The organism is Leifsonia sp. 21MFCrub1.1 (genome assembly GCF_900107895.1).
Taxonomy (GTDB): domain Bacteria; phylum Actinomycetota; class Actinomycetes; order Actinomycetales; family Microbacteriaceae; genus Leifsonia; species Leifsonia soli.
In genome coordinates this window covers 1211141-1236091 of the sequence record NZ_LT629867.1, presented here as the reverse complement: position 1 = coordinate 1236091, position 24951 = coordinate 1211141, and the positions used below count along the sequence as shown (strand labels likewise).

At 71.4% G+C, this 24951-nt stretch carries 22 protein-coding genes; 10 read left to right on the top strand and 12 right to left on the bottom strand.

The features are described from left to right. Window positions 1–14: 14 nt before the first annotated feature. On the top strand, window positions 15–374 hold the full coding sequence (locus BLW09_RS05830; RefSeq protein WP_089909691.1) for a DUF488 domain-containing protein: 360 nt from the start codon (window positions 15–17) through the stop codon (window positions 372–374). Window positions 375–460: 86 nt separating this feature from the next. Here the strand turns inward: BLW09_RS05830 and aceB are convergent, their stop codons facing one another. Beyond that, window positions 461–2104, bottom strand: coding sequence for a malate synthase A (gene aceB / locus BLW09_RS05825; RefSeq protein ID WP_089909688.1), 1644 nt, complete (start codon window positions 2102–2104; stop codon window positions 461–463). 115 nt (window positions 2105–2219) lie between these two features. Continuing rightward, window positions 2220–3536, bottom strand: a complete 1317-nt coding sequence (gene aceA / locus BLW09_RS05820) for an isocitrate lyase (protein ID WP_089909686.1) — start codon at window positions 3534–3536, stop codon at window positions 2220–2222. A 125-nt stretch (window positions 3537–3661) separates the two neighbouring features. On the opposite strand from aceA, the gene BLW09_RS05815 reads away from it, so the two are divergent. Beyond that, window positions 3662–5143, top strand: coding sequence for a helix-turn-helix transcriptional regulator (locus tag BLW09_RS05815; RefSeq protein WP_089909681.1), 1482 nt, complete (start codon window positions 3662–3664; stop codon window positions 5141–5143). A gap of 107 nt (window positions 5144–5250) precedes the next feature. Here the strand turns inward: BLW09_RS05815 and BLW09_RS05810 are convergent, their stop codons facing one another. The 5 genes from BLW09_RS05810 to BLW09_RS05790 form a co-directional block, all read right to left on the bottom strand. Further along, window positions 5251–7182 (bottom strand): cellulase family glycosylhydrolase, encoded by a 1932-nt coding sequence (locus BLW09_RS05810; protein WP_089909678.1) that lies wholly within the window; start codon window positions 7180–7182, stop codon window positions 5251–5253. A gap of 37 nt (window positions 7183–7219) precedes the next feature. Continuing rightward, window positions 7220–8059 carry a carbohydrate ABC transporter permease gene (locus BLW09_RS05805; RefSeq protein ID WP_018191516.1) on the bottom strand — a complete coding sequence of 280 codons (840 nt, stop codon included), beginning with the start codon at window positions 8057–8059 and terminating at the stop codon, window positions 7220–7222. After that, window positions 8052–9038 carry a carbohydrate ABC transporter permease gene (locus BLW09_RS05800; protein WP_089909675.1) on the bottom strand — a complete coding sequence of 329 codons (987 nt, stop codon included), beginning with the start codon at window positions 9036–9038 and terminating at the stop codon, window positions 8052–8054. The genes BLW09_RS05805 and BLW09_RS05800 overlap by 8 nt, the downstream gene beginning before the upstream one ends. Before the next feature lie 78 nt (window positions 9039–9116). Continuing rightward, window positions 9117–10421, bottom strand: a complete 1305-nt coding sequence (locus BLW09_RS05795; protein ID WP_089909672.1) for an ABC transporter substrate-binding protein — start codon at window positions 10419–10421, stop codon at window positions 9117–9119. Window positions 10422–10658: 237 nt separating this feature from the next. Next, on the bottom strand, window positions 10659–11690 hold the full coding sequence (locus tag BLW09_RS05790; protein ID WP_089909669.1) for a LacI family DNA-binding transcriptional regulator: 1032 nt from the start codon (window positions 11688–11690) through the stop codon (window positions 10659–10661). A 174-nt stretch (window positions 11691–11864) separates the two neighbouring features. On the opposite strand from BLW09_RS05790, the gene BLW09_RS05785 reads away from it, so the two are divergent. Next, the gene (locus tag BLW09_RS05785) at window positions 11865–13280 is read left to right on the top strand and encodes an NAD(P)/FAD-dependent oxidoreductase (protein ID WP_089909666.1); all 1416 of its coding nucleotides are present in this window, start codon (window positions 11865–11867) and stop codon (window positions 13278–13280) included. Window positions 13281–13289: 9 nt separating this feature from the next. Here BLW09_RS05785 and BLW09_RS05780 read toward each other — a convergent pair whose 3' ends face one another. Beyond that, window positions 13290–14957, bottom strand: coding sequence for a PucR family transcriptional regulator (locus tag BLW09_RS05780; protein WP_231947095.1), 1668 nt, complete (start codon window positions 14955–14957; stop codon window positions 13290–13292). A gap of 191 nt (window positions 14958–15148) precedes the next feature. On the opposite strand from BLW09_RS05780, the gene BLW09_RS05775 reads away from it, so the two are divergent. The 4 genes from BLW09_RS05775 (at window position 15149) to BLW09_RS05760 (ending at window position 20407) form a co-directional block, all read left to right on the top strand. After that, window positions 15149–16642 carry a CoA-acylating methylmalonate-semialdehyde dehydrogenase gene (locus tag BLW09_RS05775; RefSeq protein WP_089909660.1) on the top strand — a complete coding sequence of 498 codons (1494 nt, stop codon included), beginning with the start codon at window positions 15149–15151 and terminating at the stop codon, window positions 16640–16642. 48 nt (window positions 16643–16690) lie between these two features. Then, window positions 16691–18109 carry an aspartate aminotransferase family protein gene (locus tag BLW09_RS05770; RefSeq protein ID WP_089909657.1) on the top strand — a complete coding sequence of 473 codons (1419 nt, stop codon included), beginning with the start codon at window positions 16691–16693 and terminating at the stop codon, window positions 18107–18109. Window positions 18110–18237: 128 nt separating this feature from the next. After that, window positions 18238–19359: an NYN domain-containing protein gene (locus BLW09_RS05765; RefSeq protein ID WP_089909654.1), complete on the top strand. Its 1122-nt coding sequence runs from the start codon at window positions 18238–18240 to the stop codon at window positions 19357–19359. 97 nt (window positions 19360–19456) lie between these two features. Beyond that, window positions 19457–20407: an NADP-dependent oxidoreductase gene (locus tag BLW09_RS05760; RefSeq protein ID WP_089909651.1), complete on the top strand. Its 951-nt coding sequence runs from the start codon at window positions 19457–19459 to the stop codon at window positions 20405–20407. A gap of 63 nt (window positions 20408–20470) precedes the next feature. Here the strand turns inward: BLW09_RS05760 and BLW09_RS05755 are convergent, their stop codons facing one another. Genes BLW09_RS05755 through BLW09_RS05745 form a run of 3 tightly spaced genes read right to left on the bottom strand, consistent with a single transcriptional unit; the run spans window position 20471 to window position 21478 of the window. Beyond that, window positions 20471–20761 (bottom strand): DUF4287 domain-containing protein, encoded by a 291-nt coding sequence (locus tag BLW09_RS05755; RefSeq protein WP_089909649.1) that lies wholly within the window; start codon window positions 20759–20761, stop codon window positions 20471–20473. Between the two features lie 2 nt (window positions 20762–20763). Continuing rightward, a complete protein-coding gene (locus BLW09_RS05750) occupies window positions 20764–21099 on the bottom strand; it encodes a DUF7882 family protein (protein ID WP_089909646.1) in 336 nt (111 codons plus the stop codon). 1 nt (window position 21100) lies between these two features. Continuing rightward, window positions 21101–21478 (bottom strand): DUF7882 family protein, encoded by a 378-nt coding sequence (locus BLW09_RS05745; RefSeq protein WP_089909643.1) that lies wholly within the window; start codon window positions 21476–21478, stop codon window positions 21101–21103. Between the two features lie 85 nt (window positions 21479–21563). Here BLW09_RS05745 and BLW09_RS05740 point away from each other — a divergent pair, with 85 nt between their 5' ends. The 3 genes from BLW09_RS05740 to BLW09_RS05725 all read left to right on the top strand — a co-directional run bounded on the left by BLW09_RS05740 (window position 21564) and on the right by BLW09_RS05725 (window position 24393). After that, window positions 21564–21809: a hypothetical protein gene (locus BLW09_RS05740; protein ID WP_089909640.1), complete on the top strand. Its 246-nt coding sequence runs from the start codon at window positions 21564–21566 to the stop codon at window positions 21807–21809. 36 nt (window positions 21810–21845) lie between these two features. After that, a complete protein-coding gene (locus tag BLW09_RS05735; protein ID WP_231947094.1) occupies window positions 21846–23264 on the top strand; it encodes an MFS transporter in 1419 nt (472 codons plus the stop codon). 436 nt (window positions 23265–23700) lie between these two features. Beyond that, entirely contained in the window at window positions 23701–24393 is a 693-nt protein-coding gene (locus tag BLW09_RS05725; protein WP_089909632.1) for an alpha/beta hydrolase family protein, read from the top strand. Window positions 24394–24406: 13 nt separating this feature from the next. Here BLW09_RS05725 and BLW09_RS05720 read toward each other — a convergent pair whose 3' ends face one another. Continuing rightward, the gene (locus BLW09_RS05720; RefSeq protein WP_089909629.1) at window positions 24407–24868 is read right to left on the bottom strand and encodes a phage tail protein; all 462 of its coding nucleotides are present in this window, start codon (window positions 24866–24868) and stop codon (window positions 24407–24409) included. Window positions 24869–24951 lie beyond the last annotated feature (83 nt).

Below are 24951 nucleotides of genomic sequence, written 5' to 3'. Positions count from 1 at the left end.
GAAGGAGGCATCCCGTGTTCACGGTGAAACGCATCTACGATCCGCCCGCGGCCGACGATGGCTTCCGGGTGCTCGTCGACCGGCTCTGGCCGCGCGGCGTGAGTAAAGCCCGCGCCGACATCGACGAGTGGCTCAAGGAGGTCGCCCCGTCGACAGAGCTGCGCCGCTGGTTCCATCAGAGTCCGGCGGATGAAGCGGAGGTGTTCGACGAGTTCCGCCACCGGTACGAGACGGAGCTGGACGGCAATCCGGCGGTGGATGCGCTGCGCGAGCTCGGCCGGACGCATCCGACGGTGACGCTGCTCGTCGGCGCACGCGACCCCGAACTCAACCACGCCACCGTGCTCCGGCAGTACCTCGAGCACCACCCCTGACCTCCCACCCCCGTCGAGTCCGCAGACTTTGCACGCGACACGCGGCGGATGTGTGCAAAGTTCGCGGACTCGACGGGGTCGGGACGTCATCCGGCGAGGGGGAGCTCCTGCGAGGACGCGTCGGGTGTGTCGGCCAGGTAGCGCGCGTACGCCGGGATGGTGAGGAAAGTCGGGAACTCCTCCCCCAGCGCCACCTCGCGAAGCAGCTCCGCCGCGTCCGCGAACCGATCGCCCGCGGGGGCGACGGCACCCAGGCGAGCGAGCTCCTCCTCCAGGATGCGCGAGACGGCCTCGCGGTCCACGGCCGTCCCCTCGGCGGTGACGACCCGGTTGTCGATCCACTGCCGCAGCAGCGAGCGCGAGATCTCGGCCGTCGCCGCATCCTCCATCAGGCCGTCGATCGCGACCGCCCCGGTGCCGCGCAGCCACGCCTCGATGTAGCGCAGCGCGACGGACACGTTCGAGCGCACCCCGGCGTCCGTCACGGTCGCGTCCGCGCCGCGCACGTCGAGCAGATCGTCCGCGCTCACCTGCACGTCGTCCCGCAGGCGGTCCACCTGGTTCGGCCGGTCCCCGAGCACGGCGTCGAACTCGGCGAGCGCGGTCGGGATGAGGTCGGGATGCGCGACCCAGGTGCCGTCGAAGCCGTCGCCGGCCTCGCGCCGCTTGTCGTCGGCGACCCGGGCCAGCGCCCGCTCGGTCGCCTCCGCATCCCGGCGGTTGGGGATGAAGGCGCTCATCCCTCCGATCGCATGCGCCCCGCGCCGATGGCAGGTGGCGACCAGCAGCTCCGTGTATGCGCGCATGAACGGGACGGTCATCGTGATGCGGTCGCGGTCGCCGAACGCGAACCGCCGGCCGCGGCCCTGGAACGTCTTGATCATCGAGAAGATGTAGTCCCAGCGGCCGGCATTGAGACCGGCGCAGTGATCGCGCAGCTCGAACAGGATCTCCTCCATCTCGAACGCCGCCGGGATGGTCTCGATCAGGACCGTGGCCCGGATGGTGCCGACCGGCATCCCGATGCGCTGCTGCGCGAAGACGAAGATGTCGTTCCAGAGCCGAGCTTCGTGGTGCGACTCCAGCTTGGGCAGGTAGAAGTACGGTCCGCGGCCGTTCGCGACCAGCTCCGCGGCGTTGTGCCAGAAGTACAGGCCGAAGTCGGTGAGGGAGGCGCTGGCCGGTGCCGTGCGCCCGGCCCGGTCGGTGAACGCGAGGTGCTTCTCGACCAGGTGCCAGCCGCGGGGGCGCATCACGATCGTCGGCGTGTGCTCGAACGGGGTCGTGACCCGGTACTCCTTGCCCTCCGTGCTGGTGAAGGCGAGGCGGCCGCGCACCGCGTCGTGCAGCGTCCGCTGGCCGCCGACGATGTTCGCCCAGGTCGGGCTGGTGGCGTCCTCCAGGTCGGCGAGCCACACGCGGGCTCCCGAGTTGAGGGCGTTGATCGCCATCTTCGGATCGGTCGGGCCGGTGATCTCGACCCGGCGGTCCTCCAGCCCGGGCCCGGCTCCGGCCACCCGCCAGGTGCGGTCGTCGCGGATCGCCTCCGTCGTGCTCAAGAAACGCGGGTCGCGGCCGTTGCCGGCCTCGGCGCGGTGGCGCTGGCGCTCGGCCAGCAGCTCCTGCCGCCGGGCGGCGAACGCCTGGTGCAGGTGGTCGACGAAGGCGATGGCCTCCGGCGTCAGGATGGTGTCGGTCGCGTCGTCGCGCGGCCCGGTGATCTCGATCATGTCGTTCTTCCTTGTCGTCGTGGTGTCGTGCGCCGCCCGCAGCTCCTGAGTTTTTCCGCTCCGCCACGGCGTGCCGGGCGAAAAACCAGGAGCGGATGGTGGGGCGCGGGAGGGGTCAGAACTGGTGCTCCTCGGTGGAGCCGGTGAGGGCGAGCGTCGCGCTGTCGGGGTTGAGCGCGGTCGCGACCCGGTCGAAGTAGCCGGTGCCGACCTCCCGCTGGTGGCGGGTGGCGGTGTAGCCGTCGCTCTCCGAGGCGAATTCCGCCTCCTGCAGATCGACGTAGGCACTCATGTGGCGCCGCCCGTAGTCGCGGGCGAGCGTGAACATGGAGTGGTTCAGGGCGTGGAAGCCGGCCAGCGTGATGAACTGGAAGGCGTATCCCATCGCGGCGAGCTCCCGCTGGAACCGGGCGATCGTCTCGTCGTCGAGGTGGCGGCGCCAGTTGAACGACGGCGAGCAGTTGTAGGCGAGGCGCTTGTCCGGGTACTCCGCGTGCACCGCTTCGGCGAAGCGCCGGGCGAGCTCCAGATCCGGCTCGGCCGACTCCACCCAGAGCAGGTCGGCGTACGGCGCGTACGCCAGCCCGCGGGCGATGACCGGCGCGATGCCGTTCTCGACCTCGTAGAACCCCTCGGCCGTGCGCGTCCCGGTCAGGAAGCGGGCGTCGCGCTCGTCGTGGTCGCTGGTGAGCAGCGTCGCGGCGAGGGCGTCGGTGCGGGCGATCACGATGGTGGGCACGCCGGCGACGTCGGCCGCCAGCCGGGCAGCGTTGAGGGTGCGGATGTGCTGGCCGGTCGGCACGAGCACCTTGCCGCCCATGTGCCCGCACTTCTTCTCGCTGGCCAGCTGGTCCTCCCAGTGCACGCCGGCCGCGCCCGCCTGGATCATCGCGTGCATCAGCTCGTAGGCGTTGAGCGGGCCGCCGAAGCCGGCCTCGGCGTCGGCGACGATGGGCGCCATCCAGTCGGCCACCGGCCCGTCGGTGCCCTCGACCTGGCCGGCGCGCAGCAGAGCGTTGTTGATGCGGCGGACCACGGCCGGGACGGAGTTGGCCGGGTACAGGCTCTGGTCGGGGTACGTCTGGCCCGCGAGGTTCGCGTCGGCGGCGACCTGCCAGCCGGACAGGTAGATCGCCTCGAGTCCGGCGCGGACCTGCTGAACGGCCTGGTTGCCGGTGAGGGCTCCGAGCGCGGCGACCCAGCGCGGGTCGTCCGCGGTGCTCTCACGACGGATCAGCTCCCAGAGGCGCTCGGCGCCGCGGCGCGCGAGGGTCTGTTCCTCGCGGACCGGTCCGCGCAGGCTGACGACGTCGTCGGCCGTGTAGTCGCGGCGGATGCCCGACCAGCGCGGGTCGGCATCCCACTCCAGCTGCAGCTCGGCGGCGGTCTGGGTCGTGTCGCCGGGGCGGGGTTCTGTCGTCCGGTTTTCCATGTCTGGACCTCCATCGGTCGGATCGGATGAGTCGATCCTTCGCCCACCGCGCACCGCCCGACCCGGATCGGTCGACAGAAATTCACAGGTTCTTCTGTTTGCCAGAACTTCGCGCGAGTGTCAGCATGGCCACCATGACCGTCATCGACGACGTGCACGACGACCAGCCCGCAGCCGACGCGCTCACCCTCGGGCGGCGCATCCGCGCGTTCCGGCAGCGGCGCGGGATGACGCTGGAGGCCCTCGCCTCCGCCGTCGACCGCGCGCCGTCGCAGGTGTCGACCATCGAGAACGGCAACCGCGAGCCGCGGCTCGCGCTGCTCCGCGCGATCGCCGACGCGCTCGGCGTGACCGTCGACGACCTGCTCGCCCCGGAGCCCCCGGACGAGCGGTCGGCGCTCGAGATCGCGGTCGAGCGGGCGCAGCGCGGACCGGTGTTCGCCTCCCTCGGGATCGATCCCGTGCGGGTCGGCAAGACCGTGCCCGACGCGACGCTGCAGGCGATCCTGGCCCTTCATCAGGAGGTGGAGCGGCTGCATCGCGAGCGCGCCGCGACCCCGGAGGAGGCCCGGCGGGCCAACGCGGAGCTGCGGGCGACGATGCGGGCGCGCGACAACCACTTCCCCGAGCTGGAGGCGATCGCCGCCGACCTGCTGGCCGCCGTCGGGCATACCGGCGGCCCCGTGTCGCACCAGACGGTGACCGACATGGCCGACCACCTCGGCTACGAGTTGCACTACGTCGGCGACCTGCCGCACTCCACCCGCTCGGTCACCGACCGGCGGAACGGGCGGATCTACCTGCCGACCGAGCAGTCGGCGTCCCGCGACTCGCGCTCCCCCATCCTGCAGGCGTTCGCCTCGCACGTGCTGGATCACGACGAGCCGAGAAACTACGCCGATTTTCTGCGTCAGCGGATCGAGACCAACTATCTGACGGCCGCGCTGCTGCTGCCCGAGAAGGATGCGGTGGCCTTCCTGACCGAGGCCAAGAACTTCCGGCGCATCTCGATGGAGGACCTCCGCGACGCGTTCGCGGTGTCGTACGAGACCGCGGCGCACCGGTTCACCAACCTCGCCACCGCACGCCTCGGCATCCCCGTGCACTTCATGAAGGTGCACGAGTCGGGCACCATCATCAAGGCGTACGAGAACGACGCCGTGTCCTTCCCGTCGGATGCGCTCGGCGCGGTCGAGGGGACGCCGGTGTGCCGCAGCTGGACCGCGCGCACGGTGTTCGACGTCGCCGACCGGTTCAGCCCGTACTACCAGTACACGGACACCTCGAGCGGCACTTTCTGGTGCACCTCCCGCGTCGAGAAGGCCAAGGAGGGCGACTACTCGGTCAGCGTCGGCGTGCCGTTCGCGCACGTGAAGTGGTTCCGCGGCCGTGAGACGACGCACCGCGCCGTCTCACGCTGCCCGGACGAGTCGTGCTGCCGCCGGCCGCCCGAAGCTCTCGCCGAGCGCTGGGAGGGGATGGCCTGGCCGGCCGCCCGAACTCCCACGTCCCTGCTCGCCGCGCTCCCGACCGGCACCTTCCCGGGCGTCGATGCGACCGAGGTCTACGCCTTCCTCGACCGCCACGCCCCCGCTCCCCGCCCCTAGCCCCCACCCCCCACCGTCGAGTCCGCGATTTTTGCACGCGACACGCGGCGCGGGCGTGCAAAGTTTGCGGACTCGACGGTGGGCGGAGGCCCGCGAGAGACGGGGCGTCAGTCGAGGGCGAGGAGGCGGATGGCGACGCCATAGGGGTCGAGCGCGATGGACGGGGATGCGTCGCCGTCGAGCGTGCGCAGCTCGCCGCCGGTGACAGTCGGCTCGACGGTCACCGGAGTGTCGTGCTGCGACACGAAGAACACGAAACAGCGGCCGTCCTCGTGCACCAGCGCGTCCGCGAACACGCGCGGATCGTCGATGCGGACATCCCGCTCCACGTCCGCGACGGCGGCGAGGGCGTCGTACAGCCGCCAGGTCTCCTCCGGGTTCACCCGGGCCTGCGCCGACGCGAAGTACTCGAGCGGATAGGTCGACAGCACCGCGCGCCCGGCGCCGTGATCGCGCACCACGATCGCCGGCCGGCCGTGCGCATCCACCGCGACGACGCGGCCCGCGGTCGCCCGCACCGGGAGGTACGTGCGTCCGTTCTCGTTCCCCGCCGCCGCGAACGACAGCTCGGTCCCCGCGGCGATCGACCCGAACGCCTCCGTGAACCGCACGGTCACGGTCGCGTCCGTCACCGGCTCGGCGAGCCCGTACGCGCTGTCGAACCGCACGCCGAAGAGTTCCTCCGTGTGCGCCCACCACGGTCCACGCTGCACACCGCTCGGCCCGTGCGCGTACGACGCGTACACGGTCGCGCCGTCGCGGGCGAGCGACACCAGCTGCTCCCACGAGGTGGCGCACAGTTGCTTGACCGACGGCAGCAGGTACAGCCCGTACCCGGCCGGCAGACCGCCGTCCTCCTTCTCGCGCACCACCGCGACGGGGATGTGCGCCTCGTGCGCGGCGACGTAGGCCTGCTCCCCCGTCGCCACGATGTGGGCGCGCTCCTCTTCCTGCGTGAACGGGTAGTCCTCGGCGAGGTGCGAGGGGACGACGAGCGCCGCATCCACCGGGGCCCTCCGCACGGCGGGCAGCTCGATCGCGGCGAGGTCCTGCGCGAAACGCGCGAGTTCGCGCAGCGGGGGCTTCGGGTTGCCGTGCCGGTCGGTGATCCCGAAGTGCATCTCGAAGGGATGGTGCGAGTACGGCCGCTGATCGGCGAGGTCGTCGTAGTCGGTGTTGTTCCACGCGATCCAGCCGGTCGCGCCGGCCAGGAGGGTCGAGTACAGCAGCTGCCGGTAGTAGGAGGCCGCCCCCGCATCCGAGACGAAGTCGCTGGTCAGGCCGAACTCCTCCATGATGACCGGCAGACCGTCGGTCGCCGCCAGCTCCGCGATGAACGCCGCCTTGAGGTGCTGACGCACCTGGTCGGTCTCCATCCGGTAGACGTGCGGCCCGATGAAGTCGGTGAACGCCGCCAGGTCGCGCACCGAGAACCCGTTGTCGTGGCCGGTCGTCTCGATGCCCCAGGCGCCGTCGCCGACCGCGACCGGCTGCGTCCCTCCGCCTGCGCGCACCGCATCCACCAGCAGCGACGCCCACGCGTCGACGATGGGACGCGGCGCCTCCCCGCCGTAGATCGGCACCTCGTTGGTGAGCAGCCAGCCGGCGACCGCGGGATGCGCGGCGAACCGCGCCGTCAGCTCCCGCACGTACCAGGCCTGCCGGCCGACGAACCAGACGTCCCGGTACAGGTCGCGGCCGTCGCGCCAGGCCGGATCCCAGTTCTCTCCGGACATGTGCCCGACGAGGAACGTCGGGACCGTCGTCATCCCGACCTCGGTGTGGGCGTCGAGGAAGTCGGCGAAGTTCGCGACGCACTGCTCGTCGAGCGAGTCCGGGGTCGGGTGGAAGTCGGGCCAGTAGAAGAAGGAGCGGGTCATGTTCAGGCCGTGTTCGGCCAGCACGCGCAGCTCCTCCCGCACGAGCGCCGCGTCGTACCGCGTCCACATGAGCGGGCCGCCGCTGCGCGACCAGAAGTTGGCGCCGAGCCACACCACGGGGGCGTCGTCGACCTGCAAGACCGGGGATGGGCGATCCATGGTGCCTTTCAGAGGGAGGAGGGGATGCGGGCGCGCGTCACTTCACGGCGCCGGCGGTCAGACCGGCCACGAAGTTGCGCTGCAGCAGCAGGAACGCGACGACGATCGGGATGGACACGACCAGCGACGCCGCCATGATCTGGTTCCAGTAGACGTTCGTCTGGGTCGAGTACAGCTGCAGGCCGACCGCGAGCGTCCTGTTCTCGTCCGTCGTCATCACGGATGCGAACAGCACCTCGCCCCAACTGGTCATGAACGAGTAGATCGCGACCGCGATCAGGCCGGGGCGCGCGGCGGGGAGCACCACGTGCCACAGCGCGCCCATCGGACCGGAGCCGTCGACCTTCGCGGCCTCGTCCAGGTCGCGCGGGATGCCGTCGAAGTATCCCGCGAGCATCCAGATCGAGAAGGGCAGCACGAACGTGAAGTACGTGATGATGAGGCCCCACCGGGTGCCGACGAGCTGGATGCCGGTCGCCTGGTTGATGTTCACGAAGATCAGGAACAGCGGGAGCAGGAAGAGCACCCCGGGGAACATCTGCGTCGACAGCACCGTCGTGGTGAACACGTTCCGGCCCTTGAACCGGTACCGCGAGACGGCGTACGCGGCGAACACCGCGATGACCAGCGAGATCAGGGTGGCGGCGCTCGACACGATGAGCGAGTTCACGAAGTACGACGCCAGCGGGACGGTCGACCACATGTCGATGAACGGCTGGAACGTGATCGTCTGCGGCCACCACGTGAAGGCGGACTGCACCTCCGAGAGCGGCTTCACCGACGACGTGATCATGACGTACAGCGGCACGACCGTGAACACGGTCAGCACGGCGATGGTGACCCAGCGGAAGACGTGGGAAGAGCGGGTCTCACGCATTGCGGTTCCTCCGGTTGACGGTGAGCAGGTAGACGCCGGTCACGATCAGCAGGAACAGCAGCAGCAGGACGCTCATCGCGGCTCCCGAGCCGAAGTTCCAGGTCAGGAACGAGGCGTTGTAGATGTGGAAGGAGATCAGGTCGCCCGCCGCGGGTTGGGCGGTGCTCCCGAACAGCACGAATGGTGTGTTGAAGTCGTTGAACGTCCACAGGAACATGACGAGCAGCAGGACCGAGTTGACCGGACGCAGCATGGGGAGCGTGATCGCCCGCCACTGCCGGAAGGGCTTTGCGCCGTCGACCGCGGAGGCCTCGTACACCTCGGCCGGGATGGACTGGAGTCCCGCCATCAGCATCAGGAACGCGAACGGCCAGAGCCGCCAGATCGCGACGATCACGATCGACCAGAAGGCGTTGCCGCCGATCAGCCAGAACGGCTTGTCGCCCGGCAGCCCCAGGTTGTCGAAGAGGAAGTGGTTGATGGCGCCGGTGTCCTTCTGGAACATGAACTTCCAGGTGATGATGCCGGCGTAGAGCGGGAGGGCGTACGGCACGAGGAACAGCGTGCGGAAGAACGCGCGCCCCCGGAACCGGCCCTGCAGCGAGACGGCGGCCGCCATCCCGAGCACCCAGGAGAGGCCGACGACGAGGATGGTGAAGCCGACGGTCACGAGGAACGAGCGAAGCAGCCCGGCGCCGACCGAGCCGTTGAAGTCGAGCGCGACCGCGTAGTTCTTGAGGCCGACGAACGGCGCCTCGCCCCAGTTGGCGATGTAGAACTTGGTCAGCTGCGTGAAGCTGATCCAGATGCCGGTGAGCATCGGGACGACGTGGATGAGGAGCTCGAACACGATCGCCGGTGCGAGCAGGATGAAGGGCAGCCACCATCCCTTGGGGCGGCGGCGCTTGGGCTGGGGCGGTGCTGCTGCGGCGGCCGGAACGCTGCGCGCCGGGCCGCGGACGTCTGTCGTCGTCGACATGAGTCTCCTTGGGGGTGTGGCTGTCCGCCGGGCGGGACGCGGTGGCCGCGCCCCGCCCGGCGAGCTGGTCTCCGGGTGTCAGCCGCCGAGCGACTGCTTGACCTGGTCCTGAGCGTTCTGCAGCGCCGACTTGATGTCGGCGTCGGAGACCGTGCTGCCGGTGGCGATCTTGGCGAACATGTCGTTCATCGCCTTGCCGACGGTGTTCTCGAACTGGTCCTCGGCCGGCACCAGCGGGAGCGGCTTGGACATGTCGTTGTAGATCTTCTGGAACGTCGCGGCCTCTTCGGCGTTGTCGGTGAAGACCGGCTTGGCGTCCTTCAGCACCGGCAGGCTCGCGTACGGCTTGCCCAGCGTGGACTGGACGTCCTCGCTCGTCATGTACTTGACGAACTTGAGCGCCGCATCCTTCTGCTTGGTGTTCTTGAAGATCGACAGGTTGATGCCCGCGATGAAGGTGGCGATGTCCTTGCCACCCTCGGGAGCCGGGAACGGGACGACGCCGTACTGGTCGTTCTTCATGCCGTTGGCGACGATCGAGGCGTCGGCGTTGTTCTGGCTGAGGATCATCGCGACCTTGCCGGTGGCGAAGTCGTTGACCGCCTGCACGCCGTTGTCGTACTGCGCGTTGGACGGGTTGACGACCTTGTCGGTCTGCATCAGGTCGAGGTAGCGCTTGATCCCGTCGATGTTCGCCTGGCTGTCGAACGTCGGGTTTCCCTTCTTGTCGAACCACTCGCCGCCGTTCTGGGCCGAGTTGATGAACGCGAAGTGGACGTTCTCGGTGTAGCTGCCCGCTGCGAGGGCGAAACCGTACTGGCTGCCGTTGGTGAGCTTCTTCGCCGCGGCGACCAGCTCCTCCCACGTCGTCGGCGGCTGCACGCCGGCGTCCGTGAACATCTTCTTGTTGTAGTACAGGCCGTAGGCGAGGCCGTACAGCGGGACGCTGGTGACGGGCTTGCCCTCGGCGCCGCCGGTGTCGAGCGCGGCCTTCACGAACTTGTCGCTTCCGCCGATCGCCTTCATGTTGGCGTCGTCGAACGGCAGGAACGCGCCGGTCGCCTGCAGGGAGGCGGCCCAGGTGTTCCCGATGTTCAGGACGTCCGGGCCCTGGCCCGACGTGACGGCCGTCTGGATGCGGGTCTGCAGGTCGTTCCAGCCGATGACCTCGAGCTTGACCTTGATGCCGGTCTGCTTCGTGAAGTCGTTCAGGACGGGGGTGAGGACCTGCTTGTCGTTGTCGAGGCTCGTCCCCTGGTTGCTCGCCCAGTACGTGAGCGTCGATCCGCTGGACGACCCTCCGGATCCCGAGCTGCTGCAGCCCGCGACCACGAGCGAGACCGCTGCGGCCAGTGCCGCGACGGCGATGGCGCGTTTCCTCATTGTGACTCCTTCGTCTCTTGATGGGGGCGATCCCGGCCCTGGTGCGAGAGCCGGACCCGGGAGCGCCACGCTGAGCCTAACTTAACCGGTTCAGGTGTCAATCCTTGACTTCACCTCGTCCGAGGGTATACCGCCCGTTCGCCCCTCCGTCCGGGATGCGGCGCGAAGTGCTCGCAGATGCGGCGCGACGCGGCGTGTTGCCCGCGACTGCGAGCACCTCGCGGGAGATCGCTGCGCTCAGCGGGCGGCGTGCTCGCCTGCGCGGATGCTCGTCGCGCGCGGCACGAGCCGGCTCGGCCGGGCTCGGCGGTCGAATGCGGGCCGGCCGGCGAGCTGATCGAGCAGCAGGCGCGTCGACCGGCGCCCCTGCTCCTCCGGGGAGCGGTCGAGGGCCGTGATCGGGCGGGTGCCGAGCCGGCAGAGCAGGGAGTCGTCCCAGCTGACGATCGCGACGTCCTCGCGCCCGGCGTGGGTGAGCGCGGTCTGCGCCCCCAGGGCGAGCAGGTCGTTGGAGGTGAGCACCGCCGTGATCGACGCGTCGGCGGTCAGGAGCTCCGCCGCGATCCGCTCCCCCGACTCCATCGAGTAGTCGGAGGCCGCGAACGAGAACGCGAGCCCGAGCTCCTCTCCGCGGGCGGCGACGGCGTCCCGCCGGTCCTGCTCGTGCTCGAACTCGGCGGGTCCGGCGATGTGCAGCGCCCGCCGGTGGCCGAGGGTGGCCAGGTGCTCGACGAGCAGGCCGGCGTCGGCCCGCGCGTCGTAGAGCAGCACCTTGCCCGGCGCGACCGCCTCCCGGTTGCCGTGCAGCACGAACGCGAGGCCGAGCTCCTCCAGCAGCCGCGGCCGCGGGTCGTCGAACGTGATGTCGAAGAGCATCACGCCGTCCACCCGCGCCTCCGCGCTCCACCGGCGGTAGGCGGCGACCTCCTGGCCCGAGTCCGTGCCGACCATGCGCAGCAGCAGCGACTGGCCGGTCTCCGCCAGCTCGGACTCGACGCCGGCGAGCAGGCTCATGTAGTACGGTTCCGCCCCGAGCAGGCTGGGGTCGCGCCGCAGGACGATGCCGATCGTGTCGGAGCGCGCCCGCGACAGGGCGCGCGCGGACGAGCTGGGATGCCATCCCAGCTGCTCCGCCAGGGCGAGCACGCGCTCGCGCGTCTCGTCGCTCACACCGGGAAGCCCGTTGAGGGCGTACGACACGGAGGCCTTCGAGAGGCCGAGCTGTTCGGCCAGCCCCGCGATGGTCACGCGCCCCGCTCCGTGGTTCACGTCCGCCTCCCTTCGTGGTGCGCGGCCAACATTACTTGTTCGGACGTTTCGCGCACCCGCCGCGTCGTGCGAGAACCCTCAGCCGCGGATCCGGTGAGACCTGTCGGACGGATTGGACGGCGCACCGCGACTTTCCCGACGAACGGCCGACGCGCGGTCGGGCAGAATGGCGGCGTGAGCCCATCCCGGACCAGCACCGTCTTCGAACGACAGCGTCCCGACGCCTCCGTCGTGCGGCACGCGCTCGCCCCCAGCAGGCAGGCCGTGTTCTGGACGGAGGACGCCCCCGCCGAGCGCCATCCCCGCCTGCACGGCGACATCGGCTGCGACCTGGCCGTCGTCGGCGGCGGGTACACCGGGCTGTGGACGGCGCTGCTCGCCAAGCGCGAGGATCCGTCCGCACGGGTCGTCCTGCTCGAGGGCCGGCGCGTCGGCTGGGCGGCGTCCGGCCGCAACGGCGGCTTCTGCGAGGCGAGCCTCACGCACGGCGACGAGAACGGCCGCACCCGCTGGCCCGGCGAGTTCGACGAGCTGCAGCGGCTCGGGATGCGCAACCTCGACGAGATCGAGCAGACGGTCGCCGAGCTGCGGCTCGACGCCGAGTTCGAGCGCAATGGCGCCCTAGACGTCGCGACCGAACCGCACCAGGTCCCGTGGCTCCGGGAGTCGGAGGGGCCGGATGCGACCTTCCTCGATCGGGATGCGGCCCAGGCGCTCGTGCACTCGCCGACCTACGAGGCCGCCCTGCTGCGCACGCGCGACTCGGCGCTCGTCCACCCCGCGAAACTGGTGCGCGCGCTCGCGCAGGCGTGCAGCGACGCCGGCGTCGAGATCTTCGAGCGCAGCCCGGTGGAGAGCATCGGCGACGGCACGGTGCTCGAGACGCCCACCGGCACCGTGCGGTCGCGGCGCACCGCGCTCGCGACCAACGTCTTCCCGAGCCTGCTGCGGCGGAACCGGCTCGCGACCGTGCCCGTGTACGACTACGTGCTCATGTCCGAACCGCTCAGCGCCTCCCAGCGCCGGTCGATCGGCTGGGAGGGCCGGCAGGGCATCGGAGACTCGGCCAATCAGTTCCACTACTACCGCCTGACCGCCGACGACCGCATCCTGTTCGGCGGCTATGACGCGGTGTACCACTACGGCGGCCGGGTGCGGTCGGCGTACGAGGACCGCCCGGCGTCGTTCCAGCGCCTGGCCGGGCATTTCTTCACGACGTTCCCGCAGCTGGAGGGGCTGACGTTCACGCACCGCTGGGCGGGCGCGATCGACACCTGCAGCCGGTTCTGCGCGTTCTTCGGCTCCGCGCGGGAGGGACGCGTCGCCTATGCGGCCGGCTACACCGGCCTCGGGGTCGCCGCGACGCACTTCGGCGCGAAGGTGATGCTCGACCTGCTCGCCGGGCGGACGACCGAGCGGACCGAGCTGGAGATGGTGCGCACCCGTCCCCTCCCGTTCCCGCCGGAACCGGCCGCGGCGCTCGGCATCAACCTGACCCGCTGGTCCCTCGATCAGGCCGACCACCGGGCCGGCCACCGCAACGCCTTCCTGCGCACCCTGGATGCGGTCGGCCTCGGCTTCGACTCCTGACCGGCGCCGTCAGGTCGCCGTGCGCCCCCGGGTCAGCACCGCGGCGTGGAGGGCCGCGACGGTCTCGCCGTCGTCCAGGTCCATCCCGAGCAGGTCCTCGATCAGGGCGATGCGCTGGTAGAAGACCGACCGGGACAGGTGGCTCGCCGCCGCCGCGCGCGTCCGGTTGCCGGGATGGCTGAGGTAGGCGCGCAGCACCTCGACGAGGTCGCCGCCCGTCGCGAGGTCGTGCTCGATCAGCGGCCGCAGCAACTGCTCGGTGTGCTCCAGCAGCCGCGGATCGCTCCCGAGCGCGTTGACAAGCCGCAGCAGGGGGCGGTGCTGCACGCGCTGGATGAGCGGGCGCCGGCCGAGGCGGGAGTCGGTGCGCGCGGCCGACCCGGCCGCCAGTTCGACCGCCTCCTCCAGGGATGACAGCAGCCCGGTGATCCCTCGGGCGTCCGACCCGACCGCGACGACCGCCGCCGGGTCGTCGAGGCGCACAGAGCCGACGGCGTCCGCGATCGAGCCGAACAGCGCATCCCCGAGCTGCCGTCCCGGCCGCGCCGAGACCGCGACGACGAGGGTCCCCGGCTGCTCGGGATGCCGACCGGCGACCGCGTCGACGCCCGCCGCCCGAGCCGCCTCCACCGCCCGCGCGGCGGCGGGGACGGGCAGCGTGCCCGAGCGCAGCCGCACCGCCACCCCGGCGACCCGCCGCCCGGCGAGGGGGAACCCCGCCGCCTCGAACCGCGCGGTGACCCCGCCCTCCCCCGCGAACCGGCGGCCGAGCAGCGCCGCGAGCAGCGCGTCGTGGCTGCGCCGCGTCCACTCGTCCTCGTCGCGGTCGGAGAGCCGGCTGAGCGCGAGCGCGACAGCGGCCTGCTCGAGCACGTTGGAACGCCCGGCGGGATGCGGCTCCCCCGGCAGCCCGACGAGGTGTCCCCAGCGCATGCCCCGCGCCTCGACCGGGACGATCGTCCACCCGGCCTCCGCCGACCGGTGCGCCGCCCGCGACCGCTGCTCCCAGCCGGCCAGCTCGTCCTCGCCCGATGCGTTCGCGGGAGCGGACGCTGCACCGCCGCCGCTCGCAGGGACGCCACCCATCCCGGTCCCGCTCGCGGCAACGCCACTCGCCGCCACCCCGCTCGCCGCCACCGCGCTCGCCGTCAGCCCGCTGGCCGCGATCACCCGGTGGCTGGTGTCCTCCAGCACGACCGGCGACCCCAGCACGCGCGCCGCCTGCTCCACGATGAAGTCGGCCGGGCTGCCCCGCAGGCTCAGGCCCGTGAAGAGCGCGTGGATGTCGTCCCGCGCCCGCAATGCCACCATCTGCTCCGCGATGATGCGGGAGTGCACGGCCTCCGTGATCGCGACGAACCGCGCCTCGCGGTGCAGAACGACGAACGGCAGCCCCGCGGCCTGGAACTCCTGCACCAGGGCGGGCGGTGCGGCGGGCATCGGCGCCCCCAGCTCCAGCACGAGCCCGGCGACGCCGGCGTCGACCAGCACGCGTCCGAGCCGGCGGAGCGCCGCGTCGTCGGACGGCCAGCCCACGCCGGTGGCGAGCAGCAGCTCGCCCCCTGAGCTCAGCCGGGCCGCCTCCGCCGTCTCGGCCACGTGCACCCAGCGCACCGGCGCATCCAGCCGCTCCCGGCCGGTGAGCACCTCGGGCAGGGCGACGGCGACGGGTTCCATGCGCAGCACCTCGCGCACGGTCGGCAGCACGGAGGACGACGGCGCGGAGGCATCCGGACGAACTGTTCGGCCCGCTTGCGGGTCCCGACGATCTGGCATCCCTGCTACCGCCCCTGCTCTGTGATCATTGGGAGACAAGCTTACTGTCAGTGCCGGGCAGAACGTCCGGCCGAAGCACGAGGAGGATCCCCGTGGCCCTGATCCGTCACGTCATCGCCGGCGAAGAGACCGCCGAGCCGGCCGGCGCCCTGCGCACCGGCCCGGTGTTCAACCCGGCCACCGGCGAGCGCCAGCACGAGGTCGCGCTCGCCGACGCCGCCGAGACGGAGCGGGCGATCGCCGCAGCGCGCGCCGCCCTCCCCGGCTGGCGTGCCACCAGCCTCACCAAGCGCGCCGACGTGATGTTCCGGCTCCGCCACCTGCTCACGGAGCGCCGCGACGAGCTCGCCGCGATCGTCACGAGCGAGCACGGCAAGGTGCTCTCGGACGCCGCGGGAGAGATCGGCCGCGGGCTCGAGAACGTGGAGTTCGCCAGCGGTCTGATCGACAAGCTCAAGGGCGAGTACAGCGAGCAGGTGTCCACCGGCATCGACGTGCACAGCGTCAAGCAGCCGGTCGGCGTCGTCGCGTGCATCACCCCGTTCAACTTCCCGGTCATGGTGCCGCTGTGGATGGTCGCCAGCGCCATCGCGTGCGGCAACACCGTCGTGCTGAAGCCGAGCGAGAAGGACCCGAGCGCGTCCGTCTTCCTGGCGAAGCTGTTCCGCGAGGCCGGCCTGCCCGACGGCGTGCTCAACGTCGTCCACGGAGACAAGGAGGCGGTGGACACCCTGCTCGACTCCCCCGATGTCGCCGCGGTCAGCTTCGTCGGCTCCACGCCGATCGCCCGCTCGATCTACCAGCGCGCCTCGGCCAACGGCAAGCGCGTCCAGGCGCTCGGCGGCGCCAAGAACCACATGGTCGTCCTGGCCGACGCCGACATCGACGCGGCCGCCGACGCGGCGGTCTCGGCAGCGTACGGCTCGGCCGGCGAGCGCTGCATGGCGGTCAGCGTGGTGGTCGCCGTCGGCGACGTCGGCGACCGGCTGGTCCCGGCCATCCAGGCGCGCCTCGGCGCCCTGCGGATCGGCCCCGGCACGGATCCGGCCAGCGAGATGGGACCGCTGATCACGCGCGAGCACCGCGACAAGGTGGCCTCCTACGTGACGGGCGCCGCGGCGGAGGGCGCGACGGTCGTCGAGGACGGCACCGCCCGCTCCTTCGACGGCGACGGCTTCTTCATCGGCGTCAGCCTGCTCGACGGCGTAAAGCCGGGGATGAAGGCGTACGACGACGAGATCTTCGGACCGGTGCTGTCGGTCGTCCGGGTCGACACGTTCGACGAGGCGATCGAGCTCGTCAACGCCAACCCGTACGGCAACGGGGTCGCCCTGTTCACCCGCGACGGCGGAGCGGCGCGCCGCTTCGAGTTCGAGGTGGAGGTCGGGATGGTCGGCATCAACGTGCCCATCCCCGTCCCGGTCGGCGCGTACTCGTTCGGCGGCTGGAAGAACTCGCTGTTCGGCGACTCGCACATCTACGGCCCCGAGTCGTTCCACTTCTACACGCGGAGCAAGGTGGTCACCACGCGCTGGCCCGATCCCCTGCACTCGCGCATCGAGCTGGCGTTCCCCGGGAACGCGTGAGCCCCCGGAACGCGTGAGCCCCCAAGACGCAGGAGTGAGGAGACGACGATGACAGACACCATCCCGACCACCGGAACACGGACCGGCTACCTCGACCGGCACGGCGTCGAGCATCCGTTCGGCGATGCGGAGGCCGAGCGCCAGGTGCGCAGCGACGACCGCGCGCACGTCTTCCACTCGTGGAGCGCGCAGGCGAAGATCGACCCGCTGCCGATCGCCGCGGGCGAGGGCTCCACGTTCTGGGACTACGAGGGCAACGCGTACCTCGACTTCAGCTCGCAGCTGGTGAACGTCAACCTCGGGCACCAGCACCCCGACCTCGTCGCGGCCATCCAGCAGCAGGCCGGGCGCCTGGCGACGGTGCAGCCGTCGATGGCCAACGACGTGCGCGGCGAGCTCGCACGGCGCATCGCCGAGGTGGCGCCGGGCACGCTGAACAAGGTCTTCTTCACGAACGGCGGCGCCGACGCGAACGAGTACGCGGTGCGCCTCGCGCGCCGGGTGACCGGACGCCGCAAGGTGCTGTCGATGTACCGCTCGTACCACGGAGGCACCTCCACCGCGATCGCCCTCACCGGCGACCCGCGACGCTGGGCGAACGAGCCGGGCGACCCGTCGGTCGCGCACTTCTTCGGCCCGTACCCGTACCGGAGCGCGTTCCACTCCACCTCCCCGGAGGAGGAGACGCAGCGCGCGCTGGAGCACCTGGAGAACGTCATCGTGCTGGAGGGAGCCGGCACGATCGCGGCGCTCATCGCCGAGACCGTGGTCGGCACGAACGGCGTGCTCGTTCCCCCGCCCGGCTATCTGGCGGGCGTCCGGGAGCTGTGCGACCGGTACGGCATCGTGTACATCGCCGACGAGGTCATGGTCGGCTTCGGCCGGATCGGCGAGTGGTTCGCCGTCGACGCTTTCGACGTGGTGCCCGACCTCATCACCTTCGCGAAGGGCGTCAACTCGGGGTACGTGCCGCTCGGCGGTGTCGTCATCTCGGATGCGATCGCCGCGCAGTTCGACGATGTCGCGTTCCAGGGCGGCCTCACCTACTCCGGGCATCCGCTCGCGTGCGCGGCCGGCGTCGCCACGTTCGACGTGTTCGAGCGGGACGGCATCCTCGACCGGGTCCGCGACCTGGGTTCGCGCGTTGTCGAACCCGAGCTGCGCTCGTGGCTGGAGCGGCACCCGTCGCTGGGCGAGGTGCGCGGCCGCGGGCTGTTCTGGGCGCTGGAGCTGGTGCGCGACCGCGAGACCCGGGAGCCGCTGGTGCCGTTCAACGCGGCCGGGCCGGATGCTGCGCCGATGGCCGAGGTCGCGGCGGCGTGCAAGGCGGCCGGCGTCTGGCCGTTCACCCACTTCAACCGCGTGCACGTCGCGCCGCCGCTGGTCATCGGCGAGGACGAGCTGCGACGCGGTCTCGCCGCGATCGACGCGGCGCTCGATGTGGCGGACCGGTACGCACGGGCCTGACGGGCGCGCAGACCCCACCGGCGGGTGGATGGGCGACCCGGCCTGGGCGCCCATCCACAGCCCCGCCGGCCGTCCACACCTCGCGTCCACCCGGTCTGCTCACGGCGGCCGCAAGCTATCGTGGCAGCATGAGTGAACCCGGAGACGGCCGTGTCGCTGTCTACATAGACTTCGACAACATCGTCATATCCCGCTACGACCAGGTGCACGGCCGCGGCTCCTACATGCGCGACCGCCCCAAGTCGAGTTCGACGGCACCGAAGGCGGGCTTCGCCGAGAAGCTGGCAGAGGCGCGCGTCGATCTGGGCGCGGTGATCGACTTCTCCTCGTCGTTCGGAACGCTGGTGCTGACCCGGGCGTACGCCGACTGGTCGTCGGCCGTCAACGCCGAGTACCGCGGCCAGCTCGTCGGCCGCGCGGTCGATCTGGTGCAGCTCTTCCCGGCCGCCGCCTACGCCAAGAACGGCGCCGACATCCGGCTCGCGGTCGACGCGGTCGAAGACCTCTTCCGGCTCCCGGAGCTCACGCACGTCGTGATCGTCGCGGGCGACTCCGACTACATCCCGCTGGCCCAGCGGGTGAAGCGCCTCGGCCGCTACGTGATCGGGATCGGCGTGGCCGGCTCGACGGCCAAGTCGCTCGCCGCGGCGTGCGACGAGTTCGTCAGCTACGACGACCTCCCCGGCATCGCCCGCGACGAGGCGGCGGACGCCGACGATGTCGAGGTCGCGCCCGGCATCGAGCCGGTCACGGAGGTCGCCGCCGAGAACGCCGGCGAGCAGGAAGCACCCGATGGCGCCGCCGCCGACGGCGCCGCTGCCGGCTCCGGCGAGGCCGACTCGTCCGCTCCCACCACGGAGGCCGTCGCCGAGGCGGCGCCGCGCGCGAAGCGGGGCAGCCGCAAACGGTCCACCCCGGCGGCCAGCGTGGCCGACGCGGACGAGGAGCAGAGCGAGGACCCGCAGCACGTCGCCACCCGCCTCCTCGCCCGGGCCATGCAGCTGGGGCACGAGAAAGACGACTCGCCGTGGCTGCACAGCTCGACGGTGAAGGGGCAGATGAAGCGGATGGACCCGTCCTTCAGCGAGAAGGCCCTCGGATACCGCTCCTTCAGCGACTTCATCAAGTCGCGGGGCGACCTCGTCGAGCTGGACGACAGCTCGACGGCCCAGATGCTGCGACTCGCACCGACCCGTCCGCGCCGCGCGCGGCACAGCGGCCGGGCGACGGACCCCGTCTCCGCCCGCTGAGGGGCCTGGCCGGCCGGTGAAGCGACCGGCCGGTGAAGCGACCGGTCGCTCGGCCTGTGTTGAGCCGGCGCACAGCCTGCGGGAGTTGACTGCGAGCATGGCGAGCCAGAAGACAGCACGACAGTGGCGAGCGACCCGCTGGGGCGGGCCGGAGACGTGGGAGTTCGCGGAGATCGAGCTCCCGGATCCCCGCCAGGGCGAGGTGACGATCGAGGTGCGTGCCGCCGGCGTCAATCCGGCGGACTACAAGCATGTGTCCGCACCGCGGGAGGGCCTGGAACTCCCGGTCCCGATCGGCTACGAGGTGGCCGGCGTCCTCTCCGCCATCGGTCCGGACACCGAGATCGCATCCGGCGGCGGAACCGTCGGCGACGCGGTCGTCGCGTTCCGCATCCAGGGCGGCTATGCCACCGCCGTGACCGTTCCGGCGAAGGACGTGTTCGCCAAACCCGCCCGGCTCGCCGACGAGGAGGCCGCGAACCTCCTGCTCGTCGGCACGACGGCCGCCCAGATGCTCGACGTGACCGGCGTGCGGGCGGGCGAGACCATCCTGGTTCACGGGGCCTCCGGCGCGGTCGGCGTCAGCATCCTGCAGCAGGCGGTCGAGATCGGCGCCCGCGTGATCGGGACGGCGAGCGAAGCCAGCTTCGCCCGGGTGCGGCGCTTCGGCGGCCTGCCGATCGCCTACGGACCGGGACTCGCCGAGCGGGCGACCGAGGCCGCACAGGGCCCGATCGCGGCGGCGCTCGACACGGTCGGCACCGAGGAGGCCGTCGATGTCTCGCTCCAACTCGTCCCCGACCGGAACCGGATCGTGACGATCGTGGCCGCCCAGCGGGCGGAGGAGGAAGGATTCCACGCCGTCTTCGGCGCGCAGCCGGAGAGCCAGGCGTTCCGCGACTCGGTGCGCGGAAGCCTGCTCGAGCTGGCCGGAAGCGGCCGCCTCCAGGTCCCGGTGGCGCGGACCTACCCGCTCGCCGAGGCGCCGGAGGCCCTCGCGTTCCTGAAGGAGGGTCACCCAGGCGGCAAGCTCGCGCTGCTGCCCTGATCGCGGCGGGGCGGTCGGCTCAGCCGGCCGCGCTCAGCCGGCCCGCGCTCGGGCCGGCCGCGCTCAGCCGGCCGGTTTCGTCGCCTTCCCGTCGAGCCACAGCGTCGAGGACTCGTCCCGGTGGACGCCGTCCGTTCCGACGAATTTCGTGTCGATCTCGGGACCCTTGGTGATCACGTGCACCATCGCCATCCCGTGGCCGCGCCCGAGCCCGTAGTCGTCCTTCAGCCAGGCGAGGATCTCGCCCGCCTTCGTGCCCGGCCCGAAGCCGCGCTCCCTCGCCTCCGCGACGAGTTCGCGCGGCGTCTTGCCGGTCTTGTCCTCGACGGCGTCGAGGTATGCCTGGAAAGACATGGTCAGTCCCCTCTCTCGCTGTGGTCGGCGACCGCTTCGGCCTCCGCCTCGGAGACGATCACCATGCCCCCGGTCCGCTGACTGGTCCGCAACAGGGCATCCATCCAGCGCTCATTGAGTCGCGGCGGCCGGCTCCCGCTGAACACGAAGGCCAAGGGGATGTCGCGGCTGATCCAGAGACTCACCCGGCCCCCGCCCAACTCGGCCGGGATCTGCCAGTTCAGCAGGAAGCTCTCGTGGCGCCGCAGCTTCGTGACCACCGCGATCTTGATGTGCGCCAGAGTGCGGTCGTCGAACTCGTACTGCTGAGGGGCGGTGCCGTAGATGAGCCGGCCCACGTCAGGCCCCCTCGCGGCGCTTTCCGTTCCTCGTCCTGCTCGCCCGGTAGGTCCCCTCCGGGACCTCCTCGCGGATCTCCGCGCGCAGGTCGTCCTCCAGCATCAGACCGGAGTTGCTGTTGGCCCGCTCGCCGAGCAGGGTCAGCCAGTCGCGGTTCAGCTCCGGCAGCTCCGTGCCGGCGAACACGAACTGCAGCGAGATGGACGGGTCGAGCCAGATCGAGCGCAGCACGCCGTCCGACCCGGCCGTGCGATCCGTCCAGATGAGAAGGAAGCCCTCCCGGCGCCGCAGCTTCGTCTGGACGACCGCCTGGAGGTGGGCGAGCACACGGTCGTCGAACGTGAACCCGTCTGCCCCGTCGTAGATCAAGGTTCCCACGCGAGTCCTTCCTCTCGGGATCACTTTCTCCGAACCACCGCGCGCCGTCAAGTCGGGGGTGCGGGAACCGCCGTACAGTCCGGTCATGGACGCACTCACGCGAACCATCAAAGCGGCCCTCCTCTACGAGGACGGCCGGACCCTCGACAGCGTCGTGGTCGTGCCCCTGATCGGCGGATGCCCGCCCGGGGAGATCCGCGTCGCCACCCTGTTCGCCGGAGCCCTCGCCTACGACGTGTACGAGCTGGCCGACGAGGAGGAGTACTCGTCGATGCCCGCCTACCCCTACCGCGCCACCGTCCCCGTCACGACGGACGACCTCGCCGACTGACCGCGCCCGCCCGCGCGGCCGGGTAGCGTGGACGGAGTGACCCCCTCCGACGATCCGGCGCGCCCGCGCCCGCGCACGGGAGCGGCCGTCGCCGCACTCAGCCTCGGCACCCTGCTGAACCCGCTCAACTCGTCGATGATCGCCGTCGCCCTCGTGCCGCTGCAGCACGACTTCGAGGTGGGCGTGACGGCCGTGACCTGGGTCATCACGTCGTTCTATCTGGCCTCGGCGGCCGGCCAACCGCTGATGGGCCGGCTCGGCGACCGGTTCGGCCCGCGCCGCCTGTTCCTGTTCGGGATGCTCGTGGTCGTGCTCGCGTGCGTGCTCACGCCGTTCTCGGGATCCCTCGCCGCGGTCTGCGTCGGCCGGGTGGCGCTGGCGGTGGGGACGGCGACCGCGTTCCCGTCGGCGATCGCCCTGCTGCGGCCGCTCGCTGCCGCCTCCGGGGTCGGAACGCCCCGGCTGCTCGGCCGCATCCAGATCGCCAACACCTCGGGCGCCGCCATCGGGCCGGTGCTCGGCGGCGCGCTGATCACGTTCCTCGGCTGGCAGTCGATCTTCTGGGTGAACGTCCCCCTGGCGCTGATCGCGTTCGCCGGCGTGTGGTTCTTTGCCCCGCGCACGGCGGAGAAGCAGGAGCGCACCCCGCTGGCGCGCACCCTGGCCGAGTCCGACATCCCCGGCATCCTGCTGTTCGTCGCCACGTTGACGTCGCTGCTGATCTTCCTCCTCGACCTGCACCCGCAGCCGCTCTGGTGGCTGCTGCCGGTGTGCGCGGTCGCGGCCGTCCTGTTCGTCTGGCGGGAGCTGCGCACGGCGCACCCGTTCCTCGACCTGCGGCTGCTCGCGGCGAACCGGCGGCTGATGCTGGTCTACCTCAGCTTCGCGATCTTCAACGTCGTGTACTACTCCGCCTTCTTCGGACTCCCGCAGTACCTGCAGACCCACGGCGGCTACAGCGCGGGGGTCGCCGGGCTGCTGATGTTCCCGCTCGCGGCGGTGACGATCGTCGTCACGCCGCTCGCCGCGCGCGCCATCGAGTCCGTGGGCCTGCGGCCGACGCTGATCGCCGGCGCGGTCGCCCTCGTCGTCGGCGCCGCCCTGCTCGCCGTCGCCGCCGCGACCACCGCGCCCTGGGTGGTGCTGCTGCTCACGGCCGCACTCGGCATCCCCTATTGCGTTGTCAGCATCGGGATGAATCAGGCGCTCTACTCGGCCGCCCGGCCGGAGGACAGCGGTGTCGCCGCCGGGATCTTCCAGACCTCGCGCTACGTCGGCGCGATCGTCGCGACCACGGTGCTCGGGCTGCTGTTCAGCGGAGGTGCGACCGGGAGCAGCTGGCTGGCCGCCGTCGGGGTCGCGACCGCTCTCGCGGTGGTGCACCTGGCGCTGCTGGTGTTCGTGCGACCCGGGAGGACGCGGCCGCAGGGCGCGTCGGAGCCGGCCGCCGGGTGAGGGCGGTCGCCGGCGGCGTCAGGCGACGAGGGCGGTCCCCGGCGGCGTCAGGCGACGAGGGCGGTCCCCGGCGGGGCGGCGCGTCGTGGCGTCGCCGTGGCCTTCCGGCACAGCGGATTCCGGCATCCGACCGACACCGTCACCACCGTCCAGGCCCCGCGTGACGTCGGCACCAGCCGCCGTTCCGCGGAGATCGGCTCTCCGCACACTCTGCACACCCGTGAGTCCGCGACCATCGTGATCACCCCATCCGACCCGTGGCACCCGCTTCGCCACTTCCATGGTGCGCCCGGCGACGAGCGGAAACAAGATCCGCCGTGAGCGACGGAGCCTGTGGATGTGCGTATTTCCGTCCACAGCGCCGGCTCTCGCCCGATTCTCCACAGGTCACGACGCCGGCCGCCCTCCTCGGGCCGGGACGGGTAGCGTCGTGTGCATGCAGATCGACGTCCCCACCACGGTCGGCCCCGGCCGCCTGACCGTCTCCCCCGCCGAGGATCCGGCAGCGGTGCTCTGGCTCGGCCACGGTGCCGGCGGAGGCATCGACGCCGTCGACCTGGGCGCCCTGGCGGCCCGGCTCCCCGCCGAGCGCATCACCGTCGTGCGCTACGAACAGCCGTGGCGCGTGGCAGGCAAACGCGTCGCGGCACGGCCGGCGACGCTCGACGTCGCGTGGGGGGAGACCGCGCCGCGGGTTCGCGAGCTCGCCGGCGACCTCCCCCTGGTCGTGGGCGGCAGGAGCGCCGGCGCGCGCGTCGCCTGCCGCACGGCCGCGGCGCTCGACGCACGGGCGGTCGTCTGCCTCGCCTTTCCGCTGCACCCGCCCGGCACGCCAGAGCGGTCGCGGCTCGACGAACTCCTCGCACCGGTCGTCCCCGTGCTCGTCGTGCAAGGCGGAAGCGATCCGTTCGGTTCAGCGTCCGTGATCGCAGCCGAGGTCGGCGCCGCGGAGGTCGGCGCCGCGGAGGTCGGCGCGCCCGGGCCGGGCGCCTCCGGCCGCATCCGCGTCGTCGAGGTCCCGGGCGCCGATCACGGTATGCGGGTGCCGAAGGCCTCCATGATCGGGGCGGCTGGCGTGCGCGACCTCATCGTCTCGACGGTCGCGGAGTTCGTCCGCGCCGTCGTGTGAACGGTCGATATGGCTAGTACTCGCCCTTGATCACGAAATACGAGCCGCGGATCGTGCCGGCCAGGCGCGACTTCTGCCGGGCGAACTTGAAGGACGACAGCTCCTCCGGAACGTCCATCCCGTCCGAGAGCTTGAAGCCCACCGCGCGCTTGCCGCCCTCGGCCAGGGTGTACATCACGTTGATCGACAGCCCGGACTCGTAGAAGACGTACGTCATCCGGATCCCGTCGACCTCGAAGTCGGTGGCTTCGAGGGCCGGAGAGGCGATGACGATGCCGCGCTCCTCCTTCAAGACCCGCGCCACCCGATCCACCGCCTCCTTCTCTTCGTCCGCGCTGCCGACGGTGAAGACGTGGTCGTACTTGTTGCGGAAGTAGCGCGCCTCGTTGGCGCGGAGCCCGGCGAGCGCGTCCGCCACCGGCGACGACTCCAGACCAACGGTGGAGACGTTCTCGAAGTCGACGGCGTACGGCATAGGTTCCTCCTGGATGTGCGTGGTCCGAGCCCCACCGTAGCGTGCGCCGTGCCCTGGGCGGGTGCGGGCGTGTCCGCTGCCGC